Origin of the sequence: Paraburkholderia dipogonis (assembly GCF_042680985.1) — a bacterium.
Classification (GTDB): domain Bacteria; phylum Pseudomonadota; class Gammaproteobacteria; order Burkholderiales; family Burkholderiaceae; genus Paraburkholderia; species Paraburkholderia phytofirmans.
The window spans coordinates 94,233-118,242 of record NZ_JBHUFR010000029.1 but is presented as its reverse complement, the minus strand read 5'-3'; the positions used below and the strand labels follow the sequence as shown (position 1 = coordinate 118,242).

Annotated in this window: 20 protein-coding genes and 2 pseudogenes; 15 read left to right on the top strand and 7 right to left on the bottom strand. The window is 55.5% G+C overall.

Annotation, left to right across the window (positions count from 1 at the left end):
- From ACFSNN_RS32315 to ACFSNN_RS32305, 3 genes are all read left to right on the top strand, one after another.
- On the top strand, positions 1-229 hold a 229-nt coding region (locus ACFSNN_RS32315; protein WP_377779207.1), incomplete at its 5' end, for a helix-turn-helix transcriptional regulator.
- Entirely contained in the window at positions 229-1,428 is a 1,200-nt protein-coding gene (locus ACFSNN_RS32310) for a hypothetical protein (protein WP_134466205.1), read from the top strand. The genes ACFSNN_RS32315 and ACFSNN_RS32310, both read left to right, overlap by 1 nt.
- 242 nt (positions 1,429-1,670) lie before the next feature.
- Positions 1,671-2,735, top strand: a complete 1,065-nt coding sequence (locus ACFSNN_RS32305) for a phage/plasmid replication protein, II/X family (protein WP_134466204.1) — start codon at positions 1,671-1,673, stop codon at positions 2,733-2,735.
- 141 nt (positions 2,736-2,876) lie between these two features.
- Here the strand turns inward: ACFSNN_RS32305 and ACFSNN_RS32300 are convergent, their stop codons facing one another.
- From ACFSNN_RS32300 to ACFSNN_RS32275, 6 genes are all read right to left on the bottom strand, one after another.
- A complete protein-coding gene (locus ACFSNN_RS32300) occupies positions 2,877-3,131 on the bottom strand; it encodes a DUF1488 family protein (protein ID WP_134466203.1) in 255 nt (84 codons plus the stop codon).
- A gap of 775 nt (positions 3,132-3,906) precedes the next feature.
- A complete protein-coding gene (locus ACFSNN_RS32295; protein WP_134466202.1) occupies positions 3,907-4,185 on the bottom strand; it encodes a hypothetical protein in 279 nt (92 codons plus the stop codon).
- Between the two features lie 364 nt (positions 4,186-4,549).
- A complete protein-coding gene (locus ACFSNN_RS32290; protein ID WP_134466201.1) occupies positions 4,550-5,104 on the bottom strand; it encodes a hypothetical protein in 555 nt (184 codons plus the stop codon).
- 69 nt (positions 5,105-5,173) lie between these two features.
- The gene (locus ACFSNN_RS32285) at positions 5,174-5,698 is read right to left on the bottom strand and encodes a P-loop nucleotide/nucleoside kinase family protein (protein WP_134466200.1); all 525 of its coding nucleotides are present in this window, start codon (positions 5,696-5,698) and stop codon (positions 5,174-5,176) included.
- Between the two features lie 113 nt (positions 5,699-5,811).
- Positions 5,812-6,003: a hypothetical protein gene (locus tag ACFSNN_RS32280; RefSeq protein WP_134466199.1), complete on the bottom strand. Its 192-nt coding sequence runs from the start codon at positions 6,001-6,003 to the stop codon at positions 5,812-5,814.
- Positions 6,004-6,482: 479 nt separating this feature from the next.
- Entirely contained in the window at positions 6,483-6,902 is a 420-nt protein-coding gene (locus tag ACFSNN_RS32275) for a hypothetical protein (protein ID WP_134466198.1), read from the bottom strand.
- A gap of 598 nt (positions 6,903-7,500) precedes the next feature.
- Here ACFSNN_RS32275 and ACFSNN_RS32270 point away from each other — a divergent pair.
- Positions 7,501-8,124: a hypothetical protein gene (locus tag ACFSNN_RS32270; protein WP_134466196.1), complete on the top strand. Its 624-nt coding sequence runs from the start codon at positions 7,501-7,503 to the stop codon at positions 8,122-8,124.
- Positions 8,125-8,173: 49 nt separating this feature from the next.
- Here the strand turns inward: ACFSNN_RS32270 and ACFSNN_RS32265 are convergent, their stop codons facing one another.
- Positions 8,174-8,566, bottom strand: coding sequence for a helix-turn-helix domain-containing protein (locus ACFSNN_RS32265; protein WP_244323241.1), 393 nt, complete (start codon positions 8,564-8,566; stop codon positions 8,174-8,176).
- 249 nt (positions 8,567-8,815) lie between these two features.
- Between ACFSNN_RS32265 and ACFSNN_RS32260 the strand changes: the two genes are divergently transcribed.
- The 11 genes and pseudogenes from ACFSNN_RS32260 (at position 8,816) to ACFSNN_RS32215 (ending at position 23,978) form a co-directional block, all read left to right on the top strand.
- The gene (locus tag ACFSNN_RS32260) at positions 8,816-9,511 is read left to right on the top strand and encodes a hypothetical protein (RefSeq protein WP_134466195.1); all 696 of its coding nucleotides are present in this window, start codon (positions 8,816-8,818) and stop codon (positions 9,509-9,511) included.
- A gap of 55 nt (positions 9,512-9,566) precedes the next feature.
- Positions 9,567-9,929: a hypothetical protein gene (locus tag ACFSNN_RS32255; protein ID WP_134466194.1), complete on the top strand. Its 363-nt coding sequence runs from the start codon at positions 9,567-9,569 to the stop codon at positions 9,927-9,929.
- A 56-nt stretch (positions 9,930-9,985) separates the two neighbouring features.
- A pseudogene (locus tag ACFSNN_RS41380) lies at positions 9,986-10,201 on the top strand (transposase); the annotation flags it as partial.
- 429 nt (positions 10,202-10,630) lie between these two features.
- Positions 10,631-10,867, top strand: a pseudogene (locus ACFSNN_RS32250) (IS256 family transposase); the annotation flags it as partial.
- Positions 10,868-11,427: 560 nt separating this feature from the next.
- Entirely contained in the window at positions 11,428-12,126 is a 699-nt protein-coding gene (locus ACFSNN_RS32245) for a hypothetical protein (protein ID WP_134466193.1), read from the top strand.
- 37 nt (positions 12,127-12,163) lie between these two features.
- Positions 12,164-16,504, top strand: coding sequence for a beta strand repeat-containing protein (locus ACFSNN_RS32240; protein ID WP_134466192.1), 4,341 nt, complete (start codon positions 12,164-12,166; stop codon positions 16,502-16,504).
- A 30-nt stretch (positions 16,505-16,534) separates the two neighbouring features.
- Complete coding sequence (locus ACFSNN_RS32235; protein WP_134466191.1) at positions 16,535-17,350, top strand: sulfotransferase family protein; 816 nt, start codon at positions 16,535-16,537, stop codon at positions 17,348-17,350.
- An 83-nt stretch (positions 17,351-17,433) separates the two neighbouring features.
- Positions 17,434-19,563: a type I secretion system permease/ATPase gene (locus tag ACFSNN_RS32230; RefSeq protein WP_134466190.1), complete on the top strand. Its 2,130-nt coding sequence runs from the start codon at positions 17,434-17,436 to the stop codon at positions 19,561-19,563.
- A 29-nt stretch (positions 19,564-19,592) separates the two neighbouring features.
- Positions 19,593-21,014, top strand: coding sequence for an HlyD family type I secretion periplasmic adaptor subunit (locus ACFSNN_RS32225; protein ID WP_134466189.1), 1,422 nt, complete (start codon positions 19,593-19,595; stop codon positions 21,012-21,014).
- Complete coding sequence (locus ACFSNN_RS32220; protein ID WP_244323240.1) at positions 21,004-22,524, top strand: TolC family protein; 1,521 nt, start codon at positions 21,004-21,006, stop codon at positions 22,522-22,524. Before ACFSNN_RS32225 ends, ACFSNN_RS32220 begins: the two co-directional genes overlap by 11 nt.
- The gene (locus ACFSNN_RS32215; protein ID WP_134466188.1) at positions 22,521-23,978 is read left to right on the top strand and encodes an alpha/beta hydrolase family protein; all 1,458 of its coding nucleotides are present in this window, start codon (positions 22,521-22,523) and stop codon (positions 23,976-23,978) included. Before ACFSNN_RS32220 ends, ACFSNN_RS32215 begins: the two co-directional genes overlap by 4 nt.
- Positions 23,979-24,010: the final 32 nt, after the last annotated feature.

Sequence of the window (24,010 nt, the reverse complement as noted above, 5' to 3'; positions counted from 1 at the left end):
CGCTCCCATCGTCGTAACGCCGATGGTCGGTAAAACGAATTGTTCAGGACGGACTATCCAGCGCAATTTTCTCGCGCATGAAGTCTGCGACATCCTCAAGATCGGCCGGACAACTTTATTCAAGCTCGTCAAATCGCGCCAACTCGTACCTTTGCACATCACTGCGCGTATCCGCGTGTTCCCGCAATCGGCGATTGAGGCGTTCCTCGCAAAGAAGGGGGGCAAGTAATGTCGCCAGCACAAAAACCGGTACCGACATCGGTTACCGCGCCGACCACTACGTCTAGTCAGGCAAGCCCGCCCGCCGGGCACACCTTGAGCGCAACCGGGTCGGGCACGAAAGCAGGCAGCAACACCCACGAGTTGGCGGCTACCGAAACCCGGCTTTCGATCAATAAGACGTTCCGCGATAACGCGGCACCGGCGCAGGGCGTCGTGCTCATGACGGGTATCGATCTGACCATTCAGGCAGCCGCAGTTGCTGCCTGTGCGAACAGCATCCTCGCCGACGGCACAATCGCTGACCAGCCCGTTTGCCCGGTGTCGGCGGTCATCTTTTTGCATGCGGACGGCTCGATCGAGGCAACTTGGGGGAAGTCGTATACGAGCAAAGACGTCCAGGCGGGCAAGCTGAAGAGAGTGGTGATCGACAACTGCCGCAACTTCAATCCGCTTTCGCCGGAGGGCGTTCATCTACTGGTGCGCCACTTGACGCAACAAATGGCCCTCTTCGTGATAGTGAATTACCGCGACTTGAAGCGCGACGACGCGATTGCCGCACTCGCCGACCTCAGCGCTGAGGCGGAAAAACTGGGTGCGCTCGTGGTCATCTACGTCCAGCACACAAAGAAGGATGATGTGACGTGGCTCCGCAAATACGGCGCGGTCTCTGTCGAGGTCCGCAAGTGCGAGCCGGGGCCGGGCGCATTCGTCGCAGTTGTGCTGGACAACCTGACTTTAGCGAGCGATCACATGCAGGGCATCGGCCGTGTAACGGTTGAAGCATTCCGCGAACCCGACGGCGTCTGGAGCTACCGCCGGGAACCCTTCATCGCGGACCGCGCCGTCATCCGCCTGGCGTGGTATCTAGCCTGGGAACGCGTGAAACTCCGCGACATCGCGAAGATCGTCGGCCTCGCCGCATCGAACATTTCGCGTGGGTTCCAGCCGCTGTTGATCCAGCCGAAGAACGCGGTCGGGCTCGCGCCGCCGCCCGACTGGCGTATTCGCTGGGAGGGCAGCTTCGATCTGAACAGTGGAAACGCCGACGTGAAGCGGGAACCGGCAGACGTTCCTTCGAATGGGGCAGCGCCGCAGGATACCAGTCAGGAGAAGATCGACACGGGCTTTACTAGCTCGGTCAACGTTAAAACCGAACCGGCTAAGCCGCGGATGCCGACAGACGCGCGCCCCAATCGCCTGCCGTAGCCGATGGCACCGGCTGTTGCGGTCTTTCCACCACTGCCGCATTTGACCGCAACAGCCACTACAGGACGCTGACCACATTCGGATTGCCGCCGCGAATGCTGTAAGTCTGAATGCGCAGTCTGGCGCGTGTAGCCCACCGGCTGACGATACTAATCTACTCCCTCTCATATTGAGATTTCCAATCCTGTAAATAGTGCCGTCTACAGCAGAAACTAATCCACAACTATTAATTAGGCATACGAATGATTGATTTATTGGATATGACCATTCTTCACCCGCACGAACAGTTCGGAAACGAACGTGGCAAGCGGTATGAGAATTCAGATGCTGGTCCAGTCTTCTCACGCTACAGCAAAAAAGTCATGCTGCAGCCTCGTGGCGCATTTATCGACGTAATGTCCCTGCACGCCGGTACAGCGATTCAAATTCGCGGTTGTCCCCTCAAGCCGCTGCAGGGGCACAATTCGTTCGGATCGAACGATGTCTGCCTGCTTTGCGGTACGCTGATCTGCGCTGTGCTGGACGTACTCAAGATCACATACACCGAGGAGCAGCGCGCAGCGTGGTTTGCCGGTGAGTTCGATCTTTCTGAAATTCACATCACCCAGCGTTTCGGCTTACCGGATGGTATGGAGCAGAAGCAGTTCTATCGACACATATTGCGCAACACGTCGTGGGAGTTTCGGCCTGGTTGCCTGAACGAGGGAACCGGCATACGTCTGGGCAAACATCAGAATGGGCCGGTGCTGGTGATGTACGACAAGGCGCAGGAATTGACTGATCGCCGTACGCGCTCTTTTCGCCATCTGCAAGCAGTGGTCGGCGAAGCTGACGCCGCTAAAGTGTGGAAGGGGCTGACAACGATCGCCAGCAACAGCATCCGAGCAGAACTGAAGGTGCCGAAGGAACATTTGACGCGCAACGGTCTCATACGGGGCACCAATTGGACGCGTAAGACCGTTGACGACGTTTACTGGCAGGAGATGGAAAAGCTTCGATTCGATTCCCACGTGCCGCTAAACACTTTACGGCCGGTCATCAACCGGGTTCTCGATCGACCTTTGCGGCATGCTTTGGAACTTTGGGCCAGTGGTCGTGAACTCCGCACGATCTATCCCGCGTCGTCCTTGGCTCGCTGCCGTTCGAGGATACGGACAATGACGGGGATTGACGTGGTGGACGATGTGCCAATGGAGACTGCGTTACCTGTTGCCAGCATCCTGTCTCGTGAAAATCTCCGCCCCGAGTTTCCGAAATGGTCACATCGATATCCGGCGTGCGCGTTCGGGCTAGACGTCCAGCTGTGATCAATGCGGTGCACGAGCGGGATTTCCCGCTCGTGCTCTTCGGGTAACTACGCGCCGCTGCCGGTGTCGCGCTCCGCCACCACGGGCGAACCTGCGGTGGCAATTCAGAAGCCTTACAGCGTCGCCTAACGGGGCACCAGTTCAGAAGTCCGAGGTCTTCAAGAGAATTCGCCCGTTACTGGGCGAACCGTGCTTGCGCTGCGCGACCTCGCAAATCCGGTCGGCGTATTTTTGGAACGCGTCGAGCAATTGCTTGCCGTGCAGCTTTTCGCTTTTACTCATGTCTTCGATGGCTTCACTGCTAACGCAGAATCGTTGTACGACACCGTTGACCTCAAGATCAAAATCGACGCCCACATTGTCGCCCGCATTCATGGGGTTGAACATTTTGTACATGGCCCTCTCCGTTTTGGTTGTAACAGCAAAGACAGACTAACATCCGGTCGTTCGCCAAACACTGGACGCCTCACGAAACGAGTTTGCTACCAAAATTGCGCCTTCACTTAGCGCTTATCCATTATGTGTGATCAACCACCCCAAGACCGCCTCGACCCTCCTTCGTGCGGCGTTTGCGCATCATCTCCAGGTCGAATGATTGTCAGTAGCCGCCAGACGAGGTAGCATGTTTCTGACTCCTTCAGCAGAGTTGATTTTCGTTCCATGCGCCCTCCATAGGGCGCTTTTTTTTGCCCGTTTAAAACGAAACCTTTTCGAAAGTCCAGTGCGGTAGACTGCGGTTCCCCTCGGTTCCTGCGCCTCGGACGCGGAACCTTTCAGGCCGACAGTCAAACGTTGGCTTCTTTCTTATCAGCGGCAACTTATTATTCCCTTGAAAGGTCAGAGGGCTAGACTCAGCGTCTCAGGCTCGGCCCCCAAGACCGACCTTTCAGCCGACTATCGTTGTCGGCGTTTTTTTGCCCACGTCATGCAGGGAGGGTCTCGCACTACTCAGGGTGCACATTTGGCGGAGAGGTGGTTACTATCAGTGACGGTCTTCCCTCCAGCCATTCGATAAACGAGACTGCAGTTTGGCAGTGCGCTTCATCATATCAGCGTCAGTAGGAAAGCCAGTTACGCTTATGCGTGGTGAGCCTTTGTCGGTTGAAAGCACGAAAATCCCCTTGCGCATTACGCCGCTCAATTTTTTCAGAGCGTTGACACTATCTAATTGCTAGGTGACACACTTGAAAGCAAAGCTCATTTTTTGGGGATCAACAATCGGCGCGGCCGTTTTCTTGGCCATTATTTCGGTTGGCCTTTGCCGGTTAGATATCCGCCAGTTATCCGGCCGATCTATCGCCGTTCTAGCGATGTTGGGCGCAACTGCGTTAGCTGGCATGCTGCTCTTATCTGTGTGGTCGCTTGTGCGCGCATATGGAATGAAGACTGGGAGCACCACTAACGTCGTCTCGGGATCGAAGGGATTCGCGTTAATACTTGCGGTTTTCATCTCTGCGTCCTTGGTTCTCGCATTGACACGCAATTATTGCGGGTAAACTTCGACACGCAGCTTGCGTGAAATACAGAGCGCACTGCGCAGACCGAAGCCCATCCACAGCGCTGTCACGAGTCGTGTTGAATTGAGAAGAGCAGAGCGCTGCCGTTCAGGGTATAGACCATGCACGCAGAGGGTTTGTTAAGCCTAGAAGCAAATAACACTTCTTGGCCGACTACTGCCCGACGCGGCCGATGCCCGTACCGGACGATGCCTACGTGGTTAGCTTTAACGTCAGTTTTTGACGATCTGGCTACCGAAATCCAGCTACTGTTCTTGGCCGTCAGTCGTCCGATGCGACGGGTTGTGGCGCTCCCTTCTATGGCTTCCGACGTGTGAGATAGCTCATCGTATCTTGATAACTCAGCAACTCAGTACCGTTGCATCGCAATCCATAAATCCAGTAGCTAATCATGGTGCCATGCATGGGGTAAAACTCGAATTCGGCGTGTCCGCAACGCGCCAGCGAAGGCAGTTTTCTCGCATCGAAGGCGCCTGTATTCGTCACATAGATGCCGTGTCCTCCCTGCTGAGGGAACACAAGGAACGTCGCCAGCACATCTCGACCGTCGTCTAGCCGAATCTCAAGATACGGAATGTGATTCGAAACAAGCGTGATTTGTCCTGTCGCATGTACCAGACTTTCTTCTCTCGGTGTCGCGTACCGAAGGTAATCGCGTTCGTCTGTCAGTCTAATAGCAGTCCATGTGATGAGCACCGCCAACAAGCACACGACGGTCAAGAGGGCTATAGCACGACGCGCATTTTTGCGGGGCGTAGCAATGGCGCTATTCGATGGCGGTTGATCGGAGGGAAACATGGCACCTGTATAGATAGGCAGTGGCGTGGCGCTCTGATTGTCGACGAACTTCATAGTCTTGTCGAACACCCGCCTTTGGCCGGACGTCGCCCCATGCGATCAGCATGCTCGGCGTGTCGCACGCTACAACGTTCGATTCTCTGGAGGTGCCGGTAAAAGGCGCTGCATGATTGCTTCAACGGCCTGCTCGACCGAAAGCTTTGCGGTGTCGACGACGAGGTGCACGGATTCCCATGGTTCGTATTGACGTTCGAGCACGCTCTTCCATGTCGGCAACTGAAGATCAGGGATATCGGCCTTTCGCCCCTCGATCCTCTCCCGGTGCATCGCAGCGTCCGAACAAAGCAACTCGACCTCGAAAATCTGTACACCTGCGTCGGACGCGACGTTTCTCCAGGCGCTACGCGTAATGTGCAGCGAATTGACCGAGTCTGCGACGACGGTCGACCCAAGTCGTAAGTTATCACCCGCAACTGCATATGCGGCCAGGTACCCGGCAGCTCCAATATCCGCTTGCCCGTCCCCGGACGCGATGAATGCCTGTTCCAAAGTGTCGATACGCAGATAAACTGCGGCGAGCCTGCGTGCGAGTGTTTGCGCTACCGTTGTCTTTCCGGTTCCCGGTAGGCCCCCGAAGGCGATCAACATCCCGATATGCTCCCTGTATAGCGGTTTCCGCCTAATCGTCGCAGATTCCGGAGGAGACCCTGAGTGACCGGTCGTGGCCGTATCTGGTCCGCTTTGGCTGCGCCTAGGTCTCCCTAAAGAACGCGCAGGTTACGGATTCGACCGATCTGCGGCGAGCGCTGCCGGATAAGATCGACGAGGAATTCGGGTAGCAGGGCACGTGGCACCGTCACGGGTACGTCGGTGACTAACTGCGACGGTACCTGAACGATGAAATCATTCGGCGCGCTTGCGAGGCTATGCTCATAGGAAACGCGGTATTCCATGGGTGTCTCGCCTCTGGTCTCTGCAGCTATCGGGTTTCGGGGCAATGGCGTCCCGCCCCGGCGACCATTATCGCATCCGCGCCTCAGAACACATTCATGCCGCCGGGTAGAATCGCACCTCCGTGAATGGAGGAGTTGTCGTGCAGAAATATATGACGTTGGTATTGTTTATCTCTTTGGCCGCAGCTGCATCGTTTTCTCCGAGTGCGGTCGAAGCGCATCCGCGTGTTGTCTGCAAACGCATCTGGTATCGCGGCCATCTGGTTCGCCGCTGCCGACACGTGCCGCCGCCTCATCATCAGCACGATCGGCGACCACCGGTTCATCGTGCAAGCTACGTTTGAGCAATGCCGCCGCTTTGCAAAATATCCCGAGCAGGCTTGGCGGGCGAACGGCGACGCAACGTGAGTGTCGCCGCTTAGCGAGCAACATTCGGAGCAACCAGATTGCACGGTGCACGGAAACAAACGCGCCGTGGTCTACATAGCCTGGGAGGCAGGAGACAACAGCAACTTTAGGATCGATTCCCAAGGCGAAACAGAGGCAAAATCGAGCAGATAAACCGAAAAATGCAGGTCAATCCAGGTTTTCGTGAACGTGCGATAGGTTTCGGACTGCAGAACGCCTGAAACAGGGAATTTGCTCAAAAAAACAGGAAAATGCCCCATTTTTTTGTGCTGGGACGGGCCGAAGTCGCGTTTGGTGCGACGCACCATTTCTTGCAATTCCTTTATCTTCGAAAACGGGCCATAGTGCCCCGCACGGCGTTCCCCCTCCCTGATCCCTGACCACGGGATTCCAAGCCGCTGGCGGGCCGGAAAACGGGCCGGAAGACGATTTCCACCGCTCTGGATAGATCGCCGTGCGGCTGACCCCACTGAACCGGCAAAATTTACCAATTCGAGATCAATCGATCTCGCTCTTTTGTCAATCTCTAGCGATTTGTGTTACATTTTCAGTGCCGAATGGCCGTTTGATCGCTTTTTGTGTCGAATTTCATCAAAAAGCACGTTTTTATCGCCTCTGCCTTGTCGTTGCCTCGCGAAATCCGGTTTCTCCACCGTTTGCCTGCAGCGCACCCGTAGCAAGCCTCGCGCTTCACTTTTCGCCACCATTGAAACCTGTGACACGGCCGGATGATCATCCGAATGATGACGCTCGCCTCTTATGTTAAGGATACCTATCTATGAATCACGCTGCCCTGCCTCGCCCGTTGTTCCCCCTTGGACGCATTATGGTCACTCCCGGGGCAATTGAAGTCATGTCCCATACCGAAACGAATGTCTTTTCACTGCTTCGGCGCCATCAGCGCGGGGACTGGGGAGTCGTTTGTGATGCAGACAAAAGAGCCAACGACAACGCCCTTGCCAATTGCACGCGAATTCTCTCCGCGTACGTCGTTGGGGCCAGAGAGGAGAAGTTGTGGTTAATTTCTGGGGCGGACCGCTCAACCACGACAATTTTGTGCCCTGATGAATATTAAGGAACCTCGTGATCGTGCAAAAACTCTTGTCCAACCGCTCCGAGCTATATGTGTCACAGGGTGAAATTTCCGGTGGATGCGCCACCCACTCGGCGGCGGCAGCGCTGTCCGTGCTCGGCATCATCAACAACCCCGGACAGATATCGGGCCACCGATGCGAGCGCAATGGCAAACGCTTTTGGCAGCAGATGAAAGATGCATACGCAGACGGACTGAGCCTTGCAGAGCTTGCCGGGCGGCTGGACGCACTGGATTTCGGGCTGAAGATTACGCATTTCGCGGGCACTCACTACCGGGTGCTGGATTTTACCCTCGCGGCGTTGCAGGACGGTCACCCGGTGATCATGAGCTTTGCGCTGCTCAATCGTCCCCGGCACCATCATGCAGTGCTCGCAAGTGGCGTTTCAGGGAGGCTGGCCGGTCGGCGGTTCGAGCCCTCGGCGATCCTCATCACCGACTCGTCGGAAACACACCCCGGTATCGGACCGCATAACGCCCGACTTGAGTTTTCACCGGACGCGAAACGCAAGCGCAGCAGTCTGTATGTCACGGCACAGGACAAAGACCGAGTTTCGCTGACCACTTGTGTGTCCCTGCGGCTGACGGGATCGAAGCGACCAGACCTGAAGCCGCCGTAGACGTTCAGAGTCGTAGGCATAGCCCTGCAACCGTCAGAACGGTCTGCCGTCACGCCCCTTTTTTGGTCGAGCGCGTGATCGTGCGAGACGGGTGTCGATGTTGGAGCGTATCTACCAACGCGAAAGCATCGTCGACAAGTCTTTCAAACACTTCCTGTTGGGCAGGTGATAGACGAGAAAGCTTCTCATGGATTCGTACAGCCCGATCAAGCGAGCTCGTCCCGCCCACACTGAAGAAGTCCACGAGTCGGCACTCCAGCTGCTCGGCGATGCCAGCGAGACGCTCAAGACTCGGGACGAGGCTTCCACGCTCGATCCGCGACAAGGATGACTGCTCAATGTCGATCAATTCGGAGAGCGTCGCCTGCGTCATCTTGAGGAACTTCCGGCGCGCGGCTATCGCTGCGCCGACCGAGCGGGCCAATTGTTCTACGTTGCTCAAACCCAAAACCCTCTTTACTTGACGATGAAGTGTCTGTTTTCAGCACATCGCCTAGAAGGGCATTCACACTCATAATATGCGTTATGACGTATATTTCGTCTCCAGCAGCATGACGTGACCAGCGAATGACTCACCCCTACCCGGTTACGCCTTTTCGACCCATGTGGTACGCGCCATAACGGCTCACGCCGCGTCGCGCCAGTTTATGTCCGCACCATCAAGTGACTACTCTTTAAAGAGAATCTGAAAATGAAAAACAAGATCAGCTTGCTTAAACCAACGTCTGTCAGATTTTTAGGTATGTGGCTCCTGCCGATGCTTGCCGCGTGTTCGCAGCATCCGTCTTCGGACGCCAGCGCAGCGACGCCCGCAGCCTCCGCACCGGCGGTATCGGCTTCAGTTGCCACATCGGCTTCGGCTCCGGTCACTACCCCTGCCGACGAAGCGGATGAGAGAGATGAGAATGGTGACAGCACTGCCGCCGCTTCCGCGCCATCACAGTCGGACCCGGCGACGCACGGCCCCCACATCAAGGGCATCGCACTCGGGCAAACGCCAGAACAGGTCCATGCGGCGCTCACTGCGATGCTACCGCCCGGCACACCTTGCACGATCAGCCCGGAGGCGACACAGCTTGTCTGCGACGGGACCGCGCAACCGCTTCAGGGTACTTTCAGATTTGAGGCGGGACATCTTTCGGAATTCAAGTTTTACAGTGCGCTGAGCAGCCTGACGTTCGGACGCATGCCATCTTCTGATTTCGTTCAGGCTTTCATGAGCGCCTACGGCATCCCGCGGATGGACCCAGCGCAGGACAACCCGATGTTCAGTGCGTATCTCCGTTATCGGGACGACAGTGGCTGGGAAGCCGGTGTGTACCCGGATAACACTTTCTACGTCAGGGCAATCGAGACGGCTCAGGCGAGGACGCAGAAATTCAACTGATTTTGCCGCGCCCGACGAAGTACCAGTTCAATATCAATCAAAAAGGAAAACGACGATGGAAGTCACCAGTAAGCAGGTCAGCGGTTCAATCAAAAGAAGCCGCATTGGAACAGTATTCTGGACTGCCGCCGCACTATTCGTGTCGCTCATAACAACGGCAGTGTATTTACCGCCGCACGTCAATCATATGGGCGTCAAGTTCGTCTTTGCATGGGTCATAGGCACGTTCCTGGGCATCGCAGGTGTCCGGATCGGAGATGCACTTCGTCGGGCAATGAAGCCTGATTTCATAATCACCAGCGGAGGGTTTCAGGGAGTACTCGGGGCGAGGATTTTCTGGAGCATCGGACCGCAGTTCTTCGGACTTCTTATCGGCGCTGTGGTAGGCGGTAGCACCCTCGTCGGATGGATGGCCTGATTCTGTTGACGGAGATTCCGATGTCCCCGGCCGCAAGTGGCCGGGTGACAGTCGCACAGAGGCGCGCAAGAGCAGACCTTCAGGCGATCTGGACGGCCGCAACGCGCGTTGACGCATACGCCGCGTTCGATCGTTTCGTGCCGGTCCATGCGGCGAAATATCCAAAGGCGACTGAAATACTGAAGAAGGACCGGTAGAACCTGCTTGCCTTATACGATTTCCCGGCGGAACACTGGCAGCATCTGCGCACGACGGATGAAATCGACAAGTCCCCGCACGATCTTTTTATCAAGTCCCTGCTCGTGGCCACAGTAGTGGTGCCTCCTGTCGCTTGGGTCGCGCCTGTTTCCATCTTGAGATCAACCGTTGATAGGTGCGCTCGGCCTGCAGCACACCGTCCTCGAGATACGCGATCTCGGCCACTGAGCGCGAAACATCCAACCCTACGATTCATATGATCGTCTCCCATTCAGATGACTGTTGGGAGCCGGTGGGACAGCACGACAACTAGGATTCGCGCTCGCAGCGCAACCGGGCGGGTCGCAGGGGCGGCCAACTACTAACACGAGCTCGCGGCTCAGCGTATAAGAACGGCCTGCCCACCCGAAGTGCTCTCCGGCGCCCCTTGTCCCGGATGGTCACACCATACGCCAGAACCGCGCGGCGCGGGACCGTGAGGCACCGGCTATATCATGCCGGTTACCAACGCGATCGAGTCGAGGTTTGCGACCGTACGCCACGAGACCACGCACACGCACTACTGCGTGTCGCGACCGACATTCCTGGGTCTAGCATTCAAGCTGATCGAGGAGGCCGAGAATACGTAGCGTCGCATCAATGGTCCCAAACAGGTCAAGCTGTTGTTGGAAGGCATTGCCTTCAAGGACGGTGAACCGGTGCAAGACGATCAACCGGGTCAGCAGAAACTCGCCGCCTGACATCGTCGACCATCAAGCTGCCCGTACGCCACTCTTGATCTTATCTCGTCCCTCTTTTAATTAGGCGCTGCGCGTTATGCATATAGAATTTATACAATTAACTTTCTGAAATATTTTGTAACGTAAAGCGTCCGAACAACCGATTGAAGCCTTGTCGAGCCTAACGTCGTCTGATAAATTGAATTTACGAATATTAACGATTACAAATGACATACTCTTATATACCCAAAAGCCTTTCATTGGGGCTGTATTTTCCTTTAAGCCATTCAAATTTGTGGGCCGTTCAAAAACCACGTGCATTTGCTTTCTTTGGAGCTACGGGGTCTTGTTCCACACTCGAGAGAGGCAGAAATTTACGTCACCCATCTCAAAATATGCGCACTGGTTGCTAGTGCACGCATTCGACGCAAAAGCCTAAGGTATGCAACCATACTTAAACTTCAATCCGTCGACAAAGTTGTGTGGGCAGTAAATCCAAAACCATAGGTACGCTGTGACCTCTTTCAGCTATGACTTCGCTACGTGCAAGCGCGATCGGACTTTTTTATAAGGCAAAGACAATGGCCGGAGGCTACGCTGAAAATTCAATCTTTTCACTTGCAAGTTCAAAAAAAATGTGGCCCGGCATCCCTATTGTATTGTTGATCGCAGGCTGCACGGTTTCCGCGTCGCATTTAAATACAAGCGCGCCTGGTGACGCGCCTAGCGAAAATAAATTAATAGCGTCGGATTCCGATATGATTTTGACGAAAATAGCGCTGCTTTTGACGCATGCTCACCTCGACGACAATATTAATGTTTCGAAAATTCTTGATGTTCGACTCGCAGGAGGCGAATCAGAAACTGGACGGGGAGACATGATATATGCTTGTGCGCTGCAGTCCTACACAAATACAAAAATCTGGAAGGGCCGACGCTACCGCTATGAAAAGGAGCCAGCCTATTTTGCATCTCAGCCGTTTCCTGCAACATCAAAATGCTTCAATCCATACGTAGTCAACAATGAGAATCCAGCACATGTTTCTGCGTCGTTAAGCATAAATATAAATGTAAATAATGTTTGCATTACGGATTCAGACATAAAAAGACATTTTAAAGATGCTTACTATTCGGAATCAAGAGGAGGTTTTAGTGTCAGGTATCGTACCGGCGACGTGAATGATCATATCGTATTGCGCATTGAGTCAACTCGCACTGGGAAAATCTGCGCAAATACCATTGTTCTTGATCAAAACGACTTTGCGCCGGAATATTTTTAGTTTTTTAGCAATTAAACAATCATAACTAGGTGCGACGATGACGGCAATAACTGGCAGCGAAAGCATGTGGCAATCTATTGGAGCGCCGTCTTCGGCCACTTTGGCTCTAATAAATTCAAGCCCGACTCTCGTTCAGGAATTAAACAATTATCAGGCGGCAATCGGTCAAGGCAAGGCGCTGCCGTTTAGCCTGAATCCTGCCCAACCCGATGTCTTGCAGACAGTCCCAAATTCGTCGGGACAGCTTCAGATCGATTTTGGATCGGCGCGGGTTTCCAATTATACAGACACCAATAACAATCTGATCACGGATCTGAGCTACGAACTAGGGCATTTTGAAAACTACTCGAATGATCAAGCCTTGTATCAATCGCTATCGCTTTCACCGAACGACCCGAGCTATTCCCAGCTTGCCGCTATCGCCGGAGTAAAGGGCGAACAAGAGTCAGCAGCAAACAACTATGTCGTGCAGCAAGAGATTCAGAGCGCGACTGGGACTAAAATAAATCTCAATGGAGACGGCCCTAACAACGCAAATGGAGTTCTTCAAGCAACGTTTGACTCAGCATATGCAAGCGACAAAGCGAATGGAGTGGCACCTGCCGATGACTATGGTATGTTTGTCGAATCTGTTTCGGGTATTATGGGAAACTTTCCGGCACTTCCGGATGGCAATAACGGAATGTACACGTTTGCCCAATACTATGCAGCAAATGCCATTCAAGTGGATCACTATTTCAATCCAACCGCGTTGCAGCTTAATTTCGGGCTTCAGGGTGCCTCAAGTGACAACATAAAAGATATCTCGACCAACTACGACCCCAACACGGGCGCACTCAGTGAGTCCACGCTAACGTTTTCATCGGGGGAGCAGGAAAAATTTAGCTTTTCAAATTCCCAGATTAGCTCGGCGCAATATACTGACCAGTCTGGCAACGTAGTTTCAACCATTACCTATATCCACAACGCGGACGGCAGTTATTCTGCGACGACGACTGACACTACCGGCGCAGTCGTGTCAACGCAGCAATTTTCTAGTGATGGTTCCAGTGAGATCGATACTGTTGACAACGTTAGTACCCCTGCTGACATCAATGTTTCAGGCATGACTTTAACTACGAATGCTAACGTAATCAATGTGAACGGGGAAAACTACGACACGACGATTTTGAACGGCGGCCATGTCATCAACGCCCAAGCCGGTGATAGCTTTCAACTGACCGGTGCTGGCTACGATGTGAACTTGACAACAACTGGCGCTGCATCGACGGTGACGTTTGAGGCGAATTCGGGAGGAACCGTCAACGGCACTGGTAATACGGTCGATCTCGGAACCAATGACACTATTACCACATCTGGTAACACAATTAATGTCAACCAGGGGGATCAGGCGACGATCAATGGTTCCAACAACGATCTGACCGTGTCCGGCCCGGGCGTAAACGCAACTCTAAGTGGTAGCAGCAACACCATTTCAGCTAACGGCATCGCCTCCGGCAGTACTTTCACACTCGAAAGCACGGGCACAAACGCCGATACCCTGAACTTGGCAGGCGCAACGGATGTTACGGCGCTGTTAGGCAACGCCACAACCGTAGTTGATCTCGGGATCAACAACAGCCTGACGGTGAATAGTGAGAACGGCGGTGGCACCGTGGTTGGTAACGCGGGCGACAATGTGACTGTTTCGGGCAGCAACGTCACGGTGGATGCAACCGCTGGTCAGTACAACCTGACCGGCATTGGCGATACAGCGAACGTATCGAATAGCACTATCTCGCTGGCTTCCAGCGATCAGACCAGCGTGACCGGCTCTGACAATACCGTGACGACCGGAACGAACGATAGAGTTTCGCTTATTGGTAACGGAGACGTGGCGACCGCCGGTACGGGCAGTACTATTACGATCAACGGCCAGAGCGATTCAATAAATGTATCTGGCAGCGCCATTGATCTCGCCAGCAACAGCCAGGCGAGCATCACGGGTACGAGCGACAACGTTACGGCGACTTCGGGCGATGTGATCGACCTGAACAACGCCACTATCACACTCACAGCAGACAGCTCCGTAACCATTGACGGCTCGAACGATACGATTATTGGGTCTAGCGACGATTCAATAAGTATCTTAGGCCAGGGCGACACCATTGATGCCTCAGGTGGCGATATCTACGGACAGACCGGGGACACGTTCACGGTCAATGGTTCTAGTGATCTGATTACCAACGGTGGCAACAGTAGCGTCTCCATCGACGGGAACAACGACAACGTTGCCTATGACGGCCCGGATAGCTCAATTACCATCGCGGGAACAGGCGAAACGCTTGATACGTCGAGCAGCGATATCTACGGCCAGGCCGGTGACTCGTTCACGGTGAATGGTTCCGGTGATCTGATCACCAACGGCGGAAACAGCACGACATCGCTCAACGGGAACAACGACACCGTTGCCTACGACGGCCCGAATAGTTCGATCCAAGTTGCCGGAACGGGTGAAACGCTTGACACCTCAGGCAGCGATATCTACGGACAGACCGGGGACACGTTCACGGTCAATGGTTCTAGTGATCTGATTACCAACGGTGGCAACAGTAGCGTCTCCATCGACGGGAACAACGACAACGTTGCCTATGACGGCCCGGATAGCTCAATTACCATCGCAGGAACAGGCGAAACGCTTGATACGTCGAGCAGCGATATCTACGGCCAGGCCGGTGACTCGTTCACGGTGAATGGTTCCAGTGATCTGATCACCAACGGCGGAAACAGCACGACATCGCTCAACGGGAACAACGACACCGTTGCCTACGACGGCCCGAGCAGTTCGATCCATGTTGCAGGAACGGGTGAAACGCTTGACACCTCAGGCAGCGATATCTACGGACAGACCGGGGACACGTTCACGGTCAATGGTTCCAGTGACCTGGTTACCAACGGTAACGATAGTAGTGCCTGGCTAAACGGAAATAACGACACCGTTGCTTATGACGGATCGAATAGCGCCGTGGTGCTTAACGGCATCGGTGAAACTGTCGACCTAGTAAATAACAGCGGCACCACCGTGAACTTTGACGCGAATGCCCAAGGAACCGTCGAGGGTGCAGGTGACACAATTGGCGTCCTCGGCAGCGGCGACTCAGTGACTGCGTCAGGTGATACGTTTTATTTTTCCGGCGGCGGTGATACGACTAAAATTACCGGTAATTCCGATACGGTGAACGCCGCTGGCGACTCAATTGAGAACATTAGCGGTACCGGCGATGTGGTTCATTTAGTTAGCAATAGCGACTCAACCGTCAACTTCGGCGGCGACTCAGATGACACGGTGACCGGGTCTGGCGACACGATCGGCATTTATGGGCCCGGAGACACTATTACAGCCAGTAACGATGCAATCGTTAGTGGTGGATCAGGGGACGTTGCTACCATTGACGGAAGCGGTGATACTGGAAGTGGCGACGATGGCGACGGCGGTGATAGTGGTGATCCCGGTGATGGAGACCCTGACCCAGGTTCGTACGGTGGCTATTACGGTTTTGCAGGGAAGCAGTCGGTGATTAATGCTGCTCTTGGCGGCAACATCAATTCGATTGCGCAATACGACCTAAGCACGGGTAATCGGGCTGGCGCGGCGGCGGCGGAATCAGGATTGCGTCAGGCGCAAGCCATGGCCGCAGCAACTCCCACGTTTGGCACCGGCAAGGTCGTCGCTTCTGGCAACTCGTGGACAGTTGGCGAGACGATTACTTGGAGTCTCGCCTCTGACATAGGCAGCCAGTATGACGCCGAAGTTGAGCAAGCATTTGCATCATGGTCCGCGGCGTCGGGCATAACTTTCAAGGAAGCAGTCAGCGCTTCTGACGCCAACATCCAAATCGGCTTCAGCGATCTCGATACTTCCACAACGGGTGTGGTGGGATACACAACTGTTCAGGCGACCGGAGGACAGATATCGGATGCTGTCATTCAGTTGGAAAACCCGGAGCAGGAAGCGTTGGTGCCCGGAATTAGCGGACAGCCGACCTACTCGGGGACCGACGCAACATTGACGCAGGTGCTGCTGCATGAAATTGGACACGCGTTGGGCCTTGCCGACGATTCGGACAAGAACTCGATCATGTACTACGAGTTGACGTCAAATAATCAGAACTTGGACGGCACTGACGTTGCAGGCATCCAGTCAATCTATGGCATCAGTGGGGGCACAAGCTCGACGCCGCAGCCTATAACGGCCATGACTAAAGGCGGCACAGCCGAGCATCAGCTTCATCAACTCATCGCCGGGATGGCGTCCTTCAGTCCGCAGGCCGCAGGAAATGCGAGCCAAAATCACGAGGACCTGCATCAGCATATGATTCTGGCCGCAAGCGCAAATTGATCAAAAGAAAAATGATTAAAAGGGAGCCGCATGGTTAGCCGTCTGCATCTGATTTCGGGCTTGCCGCGCTCGGGATCAACCTTACTATGCGCGCTCCTGCGCCAGAATCCACGTTTTTCTGCAGCTATGACGAGCCCCGTCGCCTCGCTGTGTGGGGCACTTCACAAAAAGATGTGCGGTGGTGAGTTTGGAGTTTTTTTTGACGATGCCAGACGTGCCACCATGCTGCGTGGCGTGTTTGACTCGTACTACGCCAGCGGAGATATGGATCAAGTGGTGTTCGATACGAACCGGACCTGGACAGGACGAGCAGCACTGCTTGGTGAGTTGTTCCCGCAATCACGCATCATATGCTGTGTCCGCGAAATTGGATGGATCATTGATAGTGTCGAGCGGATGCTCGCAAAAAACCCTCTCCAGCTTTCGCGGGTGTTCAATTTTCAGCCGGGTACATCTGTGTATTCGCGGGTGGAAACGCTGATGAACTCGGAAAACGGATTGATCGGGCTGCCGTGGAGCACTCTGCGCGAAGCGTGGTTCAGTGATGAGGCGAAGCGTCTGATCGTGGTGCCCTACGACCATCTTGTCCGCGATCCGGAGAAGACGCTGCGCACGCTCTACGAACAGCTCGGCGAACCTTGGTTTCTTCACGATTTCAATGACGCAGTCTACGATCAGCCTGACTACGACGCGCTGCTTGGCATGCCCGGGTTACACAAGGTCAGGAGCAAAGTCGAATATCAGGAGCGCAAGCCCTGTATTCCGCCGGACATCTTTGCAAAATTCGCTGGAACGAACTTCTGGGCGAAACCGGAACTAAATACGCGCGGCGTCAGGATCGTCTGAAGGGCCGCCACCAGCAATCCCGCATCTCACGGCGTTTGATCCTTTTGCGCTTTATTACGGCCTGACGGAATATATACTTTTGTATGTCTGATCCAGAACAACCAACTATCCCGGACAGTGATCCGGGGCTCGCCGCACTCGTACTAATCGCGCGCTTTCACGGCATCGCGGCAGACGCAGGGCAATTGCGTCACGCCGCCGGTATAAAGTCAGCTGCATTCACTGACAGAGAACTCACTCTTTCCGCGCGTTTGCTGGGAATCAAGGCCCGCAAAGTGCGGGTAACTGCAGACCGTCTGCCCCGCACACCGTTTCCCGCAATGGCACTCGATCTGGATGGTCAGCACTTTATCGTAGCTGGCTGCAATTCAGAGCGGGCCCTGATACTTCACCCGGGTGCAAGTACAACAACTACGAGTTCACCCGACGAAGCGATAGCTCGTTGTGGCGGCCAGATGCTGCTTTTCGCTTCCCGTGCATCGCTCGCTGGCGAACTCGCCCGGTTCGACTTTTCCTGGTTCATCCCGGCAGTCATCAAATATCGACGGTTGCTGCTCGAAGTCCTGCTTGTTTCCGCCGTGCTGCAGCTATTCGGTCTGGTGTCGCCGCTGATGTTTCAGGTGGTCATGGACAAGGTCCTTGTCAATCGGGCATTCAATACGCTGAACGTTGTGTGTATCGCGCTTTTAGTCAGTTCGATATTCGAGATATTGCTGACCGGGTTACGCAACTATATCTTCTCGCACACGGCAAACCGCATTGACGTCGAACTGGGAGCTCGGCTCTTCCGGCACCTTCTTGCACTGCCGCTTGCCTATTTCGGCGCACGTCGGGTCGGCGATACGGTCGCACGTGTGCGGGAACTGGAGAATATCCGCAGTTTTCTGACCGGACAGGCATTGACCGCGGTCATCGACCTGTTCTTCTCCTTCATCTTTCTGGCCGTCATGTGTGTGTACAGCGTCTGGTTGACGCTTGTCGTGGTCATTTCCCTGCCGGTGTATGCAGCCATCTCAATGACGCTTAATCCGGTACTACGCCGCCGCCTGAACGAGAAGTTTGCCCGAAGTGCCGACAACCAGTCCTTCCTTGTTGAAACAATCTCCGGTGCCGAAACCGTCAAATCGATGGCTGTCGAACCGCAATTTACCCGCCGCTGGGACAACCAGCTTGCTGCCTATGTCGCGGCGGGATTTCGCGTAAGTGAATTGGGCAACATCGGTCAGCAACTCATCCAGCTAGTCGGCAAGCTCGTTACCCTCATCACACTCTATTTTGGCGCGAAGCTGGTCATCGACGGCAAGCTGTCGGTAGGCGAACTCATCGCATTTAACATGATGTCCCAGCGGGTCGCCGCACCCGTTCTGCGTCTCGCCCAGCTCTGGCAGGATTTTCAGCAGATCGGTATTTCAATGGGACGGCTCGGTGATATTCTCAACAGCCGTACCGAATTGCCGCAGAGTCGCCAGGCATTGCCGACGGTCAAGGGCGATATACGCTTCCAGAACATTCGGTTCCGCTACCGGCCTGACGGTCCAACTATCCTGGATGACGTTTCGCTCGACATTCGGGCGGGCGAAGTCATCGGCATTGTCGGCCGCTCCGGATCAGGCAAGAGCACCCTGACTAAACTGCTCCAGCGTCTGTATATCCCGGAGCAGGGCCGCGTACGCATCGATGGTATCGACCTCGCGTTGGCCGACCCGGCGTGGCTCCGGCGGCAGATCGGCGTCGTGCTGCAGGAGAACCTGCTATTCAACCGATCAATTCGCGAGAACATCGCGGTCTCCGATCCAGGGATTTCGCTGGAGGCGGTCATCCACGCGGCACGACTCGCGGGTGCTCACGACTTCATTTCTGAAATGCCGGAAGGCTACGACTCGGTGGTAGGCGAGCACGGCTCGAATCTCTCGGGTGGCCAGCGGCAACGCATTGCAATTGCGCGCGCATTGGTAACCAACCCGCGCATTCTCATTTTTGATGAAGCGACCAGCGCGCTCGACTTCGAAACAGAGCGAATCATCCAGAACAACATGCGGGCAATGTGTCAGGGGCGCACTGTGATCATCATCGCGCACCGGCTCACGTCGGTGCGACACGCCAACCATATCGTCGCGATGGACAAGGGGAAGATTGTCGAGCGAGGCGCTCACGAGCAACTGCTTGAGCTAGGCGGCTATTACTCGCATCTGGTCTCGCTTCAGAACGGCTGATCCAATAGTCCGATACGGCAGAACCCCATATGAATTTTATAAGAGCCCAGGCACTGGGTGACCTGCTGCGACGCTACGGCGCTGTGTTCAACGCCGCGTGGTCAGTCAGACATCAACTTGATACCCAACCGCGCCTTTCACATGAGCGGGCATTCCTGCCCGCCAATCTCGAACTTGTCGAAACGCCCGTGCATCCGGCCCCGCAGTGGTCAATGCGCATTATTGTCATTCTGGCGATCCTGATTGTCCTGATTGCAGTTTTCGGCCAGCTCGACATCGTGGCGGTTGCAAAAGGCAAGCTTCTGCCCGATGAGCGGGTAAAGGTGATCCAGCCAGCAATTACCGGCGTGGTTCTCAGGATTCTCGTACAGGATGGCCAACGCGTACACCCTGGTCAGTTATTGATGGAGCTCGATCCGACCCAGGCTGCTGCAGACTCCGACAAGGCACGTTCGTCACGAATAGACGCAGCGCTCGCCGCAGAACGTGCGCGCACATTGCTGACTGCACAGAGCACGGGGCGGCCGCCAGTGATGACAACTGTCGACGCGGCATCGCCAGCACTGCAGCAGGAAGCCCAGCACTTTGCTGATGGGTTGTATCGTGAATATCAGGACAAGCTGAACAGTGCGCAGGCAGAATTGCTCAAGCGCGAGGCAGAGCTGGACGAGACACGCCAGGAAATCGCAAGGCTCGCAGCCACAGCGCCGCTCGCCCGCCAACAGGCGAATCAGTACCGGTCACTGGCCGCCGACAAGTATGTGGCCCAGACCGAGTATCTGGACAAGGAACAGGCCGCGCTAGAGAAAGAACATGAACTCGCTGCCCAGCAGAGTCATGCCCATGAACTGCTTGAGGGTGTCAACGAGCAGCGCTCAGACACCGCGTCAATCACGTCCCAGTTTCGCAGCACCCAGCTGGACGCGCTCGACAAGGCAACCCAGCAGCTTGAGCAGAGCCGCAACGATGAAACCAAGGCGGATACCCGACAGAAGCTGATGAGTTTGACCGCGCCGGTGGCTGGTACCGTGCAGCAACTCGCTATTCATACGGTCGGAGGTGTCGCGACAGCAGCACAGGCGCTAATGGAAATCGTGCCCGACGACGCGGTCGAAGTCGAGGCAAACATCGAAAACAAGGATATCGGGTTTGTGAAAGCAGGACAGGATGCGACCGTCAAAATCGAAGCATTTCCGTATACGCGCTACGGTTATCTGAACGGCAAAGTTATCTCTGTGTCAAATGACGCAGTACAGGACAGGAAACTCGGTCTGACGTTCGTCGCGCATATCCGACTGCCAACCAACCGGATTCTCGCGAACGACCAGTGGGTAAACCTGACGCCTGGAATGGCCGTAACAGCCGAAATCAAGACAGGCAAGAGAAGCGTTGCGCACTATTTCTTCGACCCCGTTATTCAAACGGGCCAGGAGAGCATGCGTGAGCGTTAAACATTGCCTGAATGAGCGCGAAACGGCGCGTGCATCTGCCCTGAGCCAATATTCGTACTTGAGTATGGTCTGCCTAGGGGTGATCTGGGTGCTGTTTGGTGGCTGCTGCCCTGCTTGGGGAATGGACCCGTTGTTGACCGGAAAGTCGATACCGCGAACAGCTGCCTCGGCGATGCTTGACGACAGCCATGCGGGTATCTGTGTTTTTGACACACTGCCTGACCCGCTTCCGCTACAGGACGCGGTCGAACGTGCTTTGTGCAACAACCCTAAAACGCGCGAGGCGTGGGCTCAGGTCAAGATACAGGCAGCGGGCGTGGGCATAGGTCGCGCGGCTTACCTGCCGACGGTGACAGCATCCTGGCAAGGCGTCCGCGACGATACCGCCACCAACGTAACTGGGTATCCCCAGTACAGCTCAAACTATCGCAACGGCGCACTAAAAACCGACAGCGTATCCTTGAGCTGGGTGCTCTATGATTTCGGTGGTCGTCAGGCAGCGCTGGCGAATGCGACCGCGTTGCTGGTTGCGGCAGAGGCCAGTCAGCAGGCTGCGCTTGAAACCGCCTTCGCAACCGTTGCGAAGCATTACTATGCCGCCCAGGCTACTCAGGGGGCTTTTGTCGCGGCCCAGGAGATTGAGCGCACAGCAAGTGATAGTTTCAAGGCTGCAACGGCGCGCGTCGAAAAGGGAATTGCACCGGTCACCGACGAGCTGCAGGCACAGACGTCGTGGGCAGAAGCCGTCGTTAACCGGACCAAGGCGCAGGGTGACTGGCAAACCGCGCTCGGCACACTCGCCGTCGATATGGACTTGGACCCGAGTCTGCCGATCACGTTGCCTGATGTCGGCGATGGTGTGACGCCAGGTAGCGATTTCGACAACTCGGTTGCCGATCTGATTCAGGAAGCAAAACGATCGCATCCGAGCGTACTCGCTGCGGAGGCACAGGTTGACGCGGCGCTGGCGAAAGTGAAACAGACACGGGCAGAGGGATTACCTAGTCTTAGCTTTGTCGCTAAATACAGCCGGAACAATCAGCCGACAACTCTCGATGTCGGATTTCCGCAGCTACCCGCAACCGGTCACGAGTGGTACCTGGGATTTCAGCTCACCATTCCGTTTTTTGAAGGATTCGGGCGAACGTACCAGGTGCGTCAGGCTGAAGCCCAGACAGAGCTCCAACGCGACACACTCGATGAAGTGCAGCAGCAGGTCGGACTAGACGTCTGGGACAGTTACCAGGCACTACAGACCGCAACCCGAAATCTGACGAACGACGCGATGCTGCTGGATGTCGCGCGGCGCTCGTACGCTGCGGCTCAAAGTCGATACCAGGTCGGCGTTGGCAACATCCTTGAACTGCTCAACGCGCAATCATCACTCGCTGGAGCGAAACGGCAGCGCATTCAGGGGCTTACTGACTGGCGCTCCGCTCGTCTCCAACTGGCGGCAAAACTTGGCAAGCTTGGTATGTGGGACATTGAATCGTCACAGGAAGTGAAATGACGTTAATAAAAAACAGAATCCTGTTTCTCGTTTTTTCGCTGCTATTTTCGACCGTCGTCCGGATTGCGAGAGCGGATGACGCGTCGGATGCATTGAAGGCGCCTGACGCATCGCTCAACGAGAGCGTGCTATCTGTGCCTGGCGATCCCGAGCGGCCTGTAACCTTACAGGTGACGGTCTACGTGCCCAGCGGCCCAGGTCCATTTCCACTTGCCGTGATGAATCATGGATCGACATCGAGCGAACCGCCCGCACAGCAACCGCGTTATCACCTCACGTTCTCAGCATACTATTTTCTGTCGCGAGGCTACGCCGTGGCGATGCCCATGATGCGAGGATATGCTGGCTCAAAAGGCGTTCTAAGCAAGTATGGTTGCGATGACGAGATGACCGGCATGGATGCGGCCCGGGACATCCGCGCCGTCATCGATTACATGAGGCAGCAGCCTGGTATCGACGGCTCGCGCATCGTGGTGGCTGGACAAAGCTTCGGCGGGTGGAACACGCTCGCGCTGGGTGCGCTCCATGTCCCTGATGTCAAGGCGCTGATTAGTTTTGCGGGTGGCATGAAGGAGTCCGACTGTGACAGTCCGGATTTGAGCCTGATTGACGCAGCGGGACACCTCGGTGCGCGCACGGCGATTCCTTCCATCTGGTTCTTTGGTGATAACGACAGTATCTTTCCCCCCGCCACGTGGCACGGCATGTACGAGCACTACACCGCTGCTGGCGGTCAGGCGGAACTGGTCGCCTATGGACGCTTCGGGAACGATTCGCACAATATGCTGGGCTCCGGTGAGGCGCTGCCGATCTGGGTACCCAAGGTGGATGCATTTCTCGGCAGGATCGGGCTGCCGAATCGTCCAATTCATCCGGAATACATGCCCAGCGTGGCACCGCCGCCGAGCCACTACGCGAACATCGAGGACGCAACGGCAGTGCCCTATCTTGGCGATCAGGGAGCTGTTTATTATCAGCAGTTTCTTAAGAAACCGTTGCCCCGTGCGCTTGCAATAGGACTGAACGGCGCGTCGTCCTATTCGGGCGGATTCGATCCGCGCGCCCGGGCGCTTAAAGCATGTGAGCAGCGCACCCGCAACTGTCAGCTCTACGCAGTGGATAACGACGTAGTATGGGTCCGACCGACCCCAGAACCGCCTCCGACCCACTTTGCAGGTATCGACGATCAAGGCGCCGTCCCCTATCTCAACGCGCAGGGTCGCGATGGCTACGCGAAATTTCTCGCGATGCGTAGACCACGGGCCTTTGCCATCGCAGCCGATGGCGGGTGGGATGCAGCATCCCTCGGCGCTGATCCAGTCGCCTACGCACTGAATGCATGTAGCAGAGTTCACCGCAATTGCCGACTATATGCAGTTGATGGGGATATTGTCTGGCCGGAAACTGAGCACGCGACGCAGGGAGCGTCACGCGGCAACGCGACGGGGAAATGACTGGCAAAACCCGCTCGTCTTTCTCTATCCGG